Origin of the sequence: Micromonospora sp. NPDC023633 (assembly GCF_040640035.1) — a bacterium.
In the GTDB taxonomy this organism is placed as follows: Bacteria; Actinomycetota; Actinomycetes; order Mycobacteriales; family Micromonosporaceae; genus Micromonospora.
This window is the reverse complement of sequence record NZ_JBFABB010000217.1, coordinates 1-6,208: the sequence shown is the minus strand read 5'-3', so window position 1 is coordinate 6,208 and position 6,208 is coordinate 1. Positions and strand designations below refer to the sequence as shown.

7 protein-coding genes are annotated in these 6,208 nt (G+C 73.4%); 5 read left to right on the top strand and 2 right to left on the bottom strand.

Features of this window, described 5'->3' with window-relative positions:
* Positions 1-306 precede the first annotated feature (306 nt).
* On the top strand, positions 307-783 hold the full coding sequence (locus AB0G13_RS33540) for a cyclic nucleotide-binding domain-containing protein (RefSeq protein WP_357883353.1): 477 nt from the start codon (positions 307-309) through the stop codon (positions 781-783).
* Here the strand turns inward: AB0G13_RS33540 and AB0G13_RS33535 are convergent.
* Entirely contained in the window at positions 753-1,022 is a 270-nt protein-coding gene (locus AB0G13_RS33535) for a hypothetical protein (RefSeq protein ID WP_357883350.1), read from the bottom strand. The two genes, AB0G13_RS33540 and AB0G13_RS33535, sit on opposite strands and share 31 nt — an antisense overlap.
* A gap of 217 nt (positions 1,023-1,239) precedes the next feature.
* On the opposite strand from AB0G13_RS33535, the gene AB0G13_RS33530 reads away from it, so the two are divergent.
* The 3 genes from AB0G13_RS33530 (at position 1,240) to AB0G13_RS33520 (ending at position 3,871) form a co-directional block, all read left to right on the top strand.
* Positions 1,240-1,722 carry a GNAT family N-acetyltransferase gene (locus AB0G13_RS33530; protein WP_357883347.1) on the top strand — a complete coding sequence of 161 codons (483 nt, stop codon included), beginning with the start codon at positions 1,240-1,242 and terminating at the stop codon, positions 1,720-1,722.
* A 53-nt stretch (positions 1,723-1,775) separates the two neighbouring features.
* Positions 1,776-2,420: a hypothetical protein gene (locus AB0G13_RS33525; protein WP_357883344.1), complete on the top strand. Its 645-nt coding sequence runs from the start codon at positions 1,776-1,778 to the stop codon at positions 2,418-2,420.
* A 131-nt stretch (positions 2,421-2,551) separates the two neighbouring features.
* Positions 2,552-3,871, top strand: coding sequence for a hemolysin family protein (locus AB0G13_RS33520; RefSeq protein WP_357883341.1), 1,320 nt, complete (start codon positions 2,552-2,554; stop codon positions 3,869-3,871).
* Between the two features lie 4 nt (positions 3,872-3,875).
* On the opposite strand, the gene AB0G13_RS33515 is transcribed toward AB0G13_RS33520, so the two are convergent.
* Positions 3,876-4,286, bottom strand: coding sequence for a PaaI family thioesterase (locus AB0G13_RS33515; RefSeq protein WP_357883338.1), 411 nt, complete (start codon positions 4,284-4,286; stop codon positions 3,876-3,878).
* A 79-nt stretch (positions 4,287-4,365) separates the two neighbouring features.
* Here AB0G13_RS33515 and tyrS point away from each other — a divergent pair, with 79 nt between their 5' ends.
* On the top strand, positions 4,366-5,652 hold the full coding sequence (tyrS, locus tag AB0G13_RS33510; RefSeq protein ID WP_357883356.1) for a tyrosine--tRNA ligase: 1,287 nt from the start codon (positions 4,366-4,368) through the stop codon (positions 5,650-5,652).
* Positions 5,653-6,208 lie beyond the last annotated feature (556 nt).

Here is a 6,208-nt window from a genome sequence, read left to right as displayed (position 1 = left end):
GGCGGCCTCCGCCGAACCGAGCCCGGCCGGCCGGGTCGACAGGTCAGCGGACACCGGTACGCCCCCGTGGCCGCCGTGCTCCGGACCGTCCCACATCACCCTCCGCCCTGCCGTGGCGCCGCCGCGGCGCACCGTCCCGACCCCACCCTCGCCCCGCCGGGCGGCGCCCGCCAGGGCAGTTCCGCCCGCGCGATCCGGGACCAACGGCCCTGCCGCCCACGCCCCGCCGCGCGCTGCAATGGGAGCCGGACGACCCGTCGCAGGCACCCGGCCACCGCCGGCCCCGCCCGACGAAAGGGGCACCGCATGACCACCCTGGACGTGTTGCGCGCGCACCCGTTCCTCGCCGGGCTGCCCGAGCCGTGGCTGCCCCGGCTCGCCGGCCACGCCCGGCCGGTGGTCTGGCACCCCGGGCACCGGCTGTTCCGGGCCGACCGGCCGGCCGAGCGCTTCTGGCTGGTCCGCTCCGGTCGGGTGGCGCTCGACTTCGCGGTGCCCGGGCGCGGCGACGTGGAGATCGAGACCATCGGCCCGGGCGGGGTGCTGGGCTGGTCGTGGCTGTTCCCGCCGTACCGCTGGCAGTTCGGGGCGGTAGCCGCGCAGCGCAGCACGGCGGTGGAGTTCACCGCCGAGGGGGTGCGCCGGCTGATGGAGTCCGACGACGCGCTCGGCCGGCAGCTGACCACCCGCTTCATGAGCGTGGTGGTGGACCGGCTGCACGCCGCCCGGGGCCGGCTGCTCGACCTCTACGGCTACCCGGTGGGCGCCCCGCCCGCCGGCTGATCCGGCCGGCCGCGCAGCACCAGTTCATCGACCTCCAGCCTGCCGATGCGCAGCTCCCGGACGACCGCCCGGCGGATCGCCAGCCGCCCGATCGCCAGCGCCCCGACGGCGGCGGCGCCGCAGGCCAGCGCCCCCACGGCCAGCGCACCCAGCGACGCCGCCCCCGCGGCCCGCGCGCCCGTCGCCACCGCACCGGTGGCGCTCGTTCCGACCACCGCGTTCCGTACCGCTCGTCCCATCCGGCAATTGTCCGCGTACCGCCGGCGGCGCGGACCCGGATCCCGCGTACCCCGACCCGCGACCGGGTCCCGCCTCGGCCGCGTCGCCAGCCGGGGTCCGGCGGTCCGCCCGCGACGGCGTCGCGGCCCGGCGCCGCGGCCGGACGAGAGCGCACCCGGATCGCACCGGGGCCGGGCCAAGCCCCGGTTGTCGGTGGCCGGCCCTATCCTCGGGTCCGTGACCGCCGAGCTGCGCCTGCGTCCCGTGCGCGACGACGACCTGCCCGCCTTTTTCGCAAACGAGCAGGACGCGGAGGCCAACTGGATGGCCGCCTTCGGGCCGGAGGACCCGGCCGACCGGGAGCGGTTCGACGCCCACTGGCGCCGCGTGCGCGCCGACGAGCGGATCGTCTCCCGCACGGCGGTCGTCGACGGCGAGGTCGTCGGCCACGTGGTCGCCTTCCCCGTCGGCGAGCGGACCGAGGTCAGCTACTGGATCGACCCGCGACGCTGGGGCCGGGGCCACGCCACGGCGGCGCTCGCCGCCCTGCTGCGCGAGCTGCCCCAGCGGCCCGTGCACGCCCGCGCCGCCAAGGACAACCGGGCCTCGCTCGCCGTGCTGCGCAAGTGCGGCTTCGTCGTCATCGGCGAGGACCGGGGGTACGCCAACGGCCGGGGCGCCGAGGTGGAGGAGTGGGTGCTGGAGCTCGCCGGCGACTGACCCCGCCACCGCCCGCCCGGTCACCGCCTCCGCTCGGCCACTACTCTCGCGGGGTGAACTGGCTGGAACTGATCGGCTGGACCGGCTCGGCGCTGCTGGTCTGGTCGTTGCTGCAGACGCGCATCCTCCGGCTGCGCGCCCTGAACCTGGTCGGCTGCCTGATCCTGATCGGCTACAACGCCGCCGTGCAGGTCTGGCCCATGGTCGGGCTGAACGTCGTGCTCGCCGTGATCAACGTCTGGTACCTGCGGAGCATGCTCGCCACCCGCCACGACGAGGCCACCTACCAGGTGGTCGAGGTCGGGGTCGACGACCAGTTCCTGGCCCACACGCTGAGCGTGCACGCCGCCGACATCGCCCGGTTCAACCCCGGCTTCCGCTGGCCCCCCGGCACCAACGCCGAACGCTCGGCGTTCCTGGTCGTCCGGGCCGACGAGGTGGTCGGCGTGGTGCTGTCGCACGCCGCGGCGGACGGCGTGGCGCAGGTCGACCTCGACTACGTCACCCGGCGGTTCCGGGACTTCACCCCGGGCGAGTTCGTCTACCGGCGCAGCAGCCTCTTCACCGACCGGGGCTTCCGCCGGGTCGTCACCCCGCCCGGCATGGTCGCCCCGTACTACCACCGGCTCGGCTTCCGCCCCGAGGGCCGCTCGTACGTCCTCGACCTGCCCGCCCCGCCGGTAGCCGGGCGTACCTGATCACATCCCCGGCCGGAGGAGGATTCGCCGGTCGGTCCGGTGGGCACAGACTGGCCTACGCCGGCCGTGACCTTCGGCCGGCGGTGCCCGTCGTGCCGGCGGGCACCGGTCCCGCGTGAGGAGAGCCGGGCGTGCAGAGCATCTGGACCCAACTGGCCCTGGTCGGTGTCCTGGTCGTCCTCAACGCGGTCTTCGCCGGCAGCGAGATGGCGCTGGTCTCGCTGCGCGACAGCCAGATCCAGCGGCTGGAACGCACCAGCCGCGCCGGCCGCGTGCTGGCCCGCCTCGCCAAGGACCCGAACCGCTTCCTGGCCACCATCCAGATCGGGATCACCCTCGCCGGCTTCCTGGCGTCGGCCGCGGCGGCGGTGTCGCTGGCCAGGCCCCTCGTGCCGCTGCTCAGCGCGCTCGGCGGCGCCGCCGAGACCGTCGCGATCGTGGTGGTCACCCTCGCGTTGACCTTCGTCACCCTGGTCTTCGGCGAGCTGGCCCCGAAGCGGATCGCCATGCAGGCGGCGGAGCGGTGGGCGCTGCTGGTGGCCCGCCCGCTCGACCTGCTGGCCTCCGTGACCCGGCCGGCGGTCTGGGCCCTCGGCGCCACCAGCGACCTGGTGGTACGCCTCGTCGGGCTCAACCCGAAGCACGAGCCCGACGAGATCGGCCCGGACGAGCTGCGCGACATCGTCTCCGGCAACCACGGCTTCACCAAGGAACAGCGGACCATCATCGCCGGCGCCGTGGAGATCGCCGACCGCAAGCTACGGGCGGTGCTCGTACCCCGGTTGCAGGTCTTCACGCTCGACAGCGGCACCACGGCGGAGGCGGCGCGGCTGCTGCTGGCCGCCACCGGCCACTCCCGGGCGCCGGTGGTGCGTCACGGCGGGCTCGACGACGCGGTCGGCGTGATCCACCTGCGTGACCTCGTCGGCGTCCCCGACGACCGGCCGGTCGACGAGTGCGCCCGCCCGCCGATGCTGCTGCCGGACTCCCTGCCGGTGGTGGACGCGCTGCGACAGTTCAAGGCCGAACGCCAGCACATCGCCCTGGTGGTCGACGAGGGAGGCGCCGTCGACGGGATCGTCACCCTGGAGGACATCCTCGAGGAGATCGTCGGGGAGATCTACGACGAGACCGACCGGGACGTGCACTCCGTGCGCACGGAGCCGGACGGCGCGATGTGGCTGCCCGGCACCTTCCCCGTGCACGACCTCGCCGACCTCGGCGTCGAGCTGCCCGGCCGCCCCGGCGGCGACTACACCACCATCGCGGGCCTGGTGCTCACCTGCCTCGGCCACATCCCCACGGTGGCGGGGGAGAGCGTCGTGATGGACGGCTGGACGCTGGAGGTGGCCCACATCGACCACCGCGCCATCACCGGGGTCCGACTGCGTCGCCAGGCCGAGCCGGCGCCCGACGACGCCGGGGCCTTGCTGGACGAGGCCCGAAGCTGACCGGTCAGGCCGGATAGAGGTTCTGCAGCCGGACCTGGCCGCGGGCCACCAGCCGGGCGTCGGCGTCGGTGATCTCCACCAGCCAGAGCTGCTGGCTGCGTCCCCGGTGCACGGGGGTGCCCACGGCGGTCAGCTCGCCGTCGCGCACCGCGCGGAGGAAGTCGGTCTGGTTCGACACGCCCACCACGCGTCCCCGCTCGCCCAGCCACAGCGACCCGCCGATGCTGGCGGCCGTCTCGACCACCGAGCAGTACACGCCGCCGTGCTGGATGCCGAACGGTTGGTGCAGCTCGGGTCGGACCTGCCAGCGGATCACCACCCGGTCCCGGTCGACCTCGTCGAGCTTGAGGCCGAGCAGGGCGACGAAGCCGCCCGTCAGATCCGGCATCTCCACGGCGTTCCCCTCCTCGATCATGGCGCCGCCAGCGTACGCCGCCGACCGCCCGGCAAACCCGGTACGTTCCGTCCCCGGTTATGGGGGAGAATCGGTGACCGTGACCGACAGCAGCCTCCCGCCGCCCGGGCGGGACTCCCTGACCGACGACCTGCGGTGGCGGGGCCTGATCCAGGACTCCACCGGCCTCGACGAGCTGCGCACGCTGCTCGACGGCGGGTCCGCCGCCTACTATGTGGGCTTCGATCCGACCGCGCCGAGCCTGCACGTCGGCCACCTCATGCAGGTCGCCACGGCACGTCGGCTCCAGCTCGCCGGGCACCGGCCGCTGCTGCTCGTCGGCGGCGCCACCGGGCAGATCGGCGACCCGAAGGAGAGCGCCGAGCGGACCCTCAACCCGCCCGAGGTGGTCGCCGGCTGGGTGGCCCGGATCCGCGACCAGCTCGCCCCCTTCGTCTCGTACGAGGGGGAGAACGCGGCGCAACTGGTCAACAACCTGGACTGGACCGGCGAGATGTCGGTGGTCGAGTTCCTCCGCGACGTCGGCAAGCACTTCCCGGTCAACAAGATGCTGGCCCGGGAGGTGGTCAGGGCGCGGCTGGAGAGCGGCATCAGCTTCACCGAGTTCAGCTACCAGCTGCTCCAGGCGCACGACTACTTCGAGCTGCACCGTCGGCACGGCTGCCAGCTCCAGTTCGGCGGCTCGGACCAGTGGGGCAACATCACCGCCGGCGTCGACTACATCCGCCGGCGCGGCGCCGGACCGGTGCAGGCGTTCACCACGCCGCTGGTGACGAAGTCCGACGGTACGAAGTTCGGCAAGACCGAGGGCGGCGCGATCTGGCTCGACCCCGAGATGACCAGCCCGTACGCGTTCTACCAGTTCTGGGTCAACGTCGACGACCGGGACGTGGGTCGCTACCTGCGGTACTTCAGCTTCCGTTCCCGCGAGGAGCTGGAGGCGCTGGAGAAGGAGACCGCCGAGCGGCCGGCGGCCCGGGCGGCGCAGCGGGCGCTCGCCGAGGAGCTGACCACCCTGGTGCACGGTGAGCGGGAGATGGCGCAGGTGGTCGCCGCGAGCCAGGCGCTCTTCGGCCGTGGCTCGCTGGACGAGCTTGCGCCGGCGACGCTGCGGGCGGCGCTGACCGAGGCCGGCCTCGTCCACGTCGACGAGCTGCCCGACGTCGCCGGGCTGCTGCGCGACTCCGGGCTGGTGCCGAGCCTCAAGGAGGCGCGTCGGGTGATCGCCGAGGGCGGCGCCTACGTCAACAACACCCGGGTCACGGAGACCGACGCCACGGTGGGCCCCGAGGACCTGCTGCACGGCAAGTACCTGGTTCTGCGCCGCGGCAAGCGGTCCTTCGCCGGGGTCGAGCTGCGCGGCTAGTCGTACGTCTCCCGTGTGACGCGGGACGCCCCCGGCGGATTTGACGATCAATCCGCCGGGGGCGTAACTTTCTCTCTGCCAGCGCGGAACGGACGAATCGGGGCGAAGATCCCCGGAGGCCGGGCGCGGGAATGAGCTTCGGGGCTGAGGGGTTGCACCCCTTCAGTGCCTGGACCGGGCGGTGCCCCGGATCTGTCGTGAGGCGGATTTGGTGGGGCGGAGCTGACCGGGTATGGTTCATCGCCGGCGGGGAACCGGGCGAGTTCGCGGGAGACTGCGGCGGCCGGCCTGCTGGAAGCCACTTTGTCGACGGCGTGGGCCGTTGTGGGGTGGTGCCCGGAATTGGGTTGAAGTGGTGCGGATCGCTGCGAAGCGGTTTGACACGGCGGAAACCAGCGGGTAACGTAGTAAAAGTGCCCGGCGCGGGATGCGGCGGGGATGTGAACGAAATGCCCCGGGTCGGGGCTCCACGGTGTGGGGTTTCCGGGCGGTGTGTGGTTGTTCTTTGAGAACTCAACAGGGTGCTTGATAAGCCAGTGCCAAATTGATTTATACC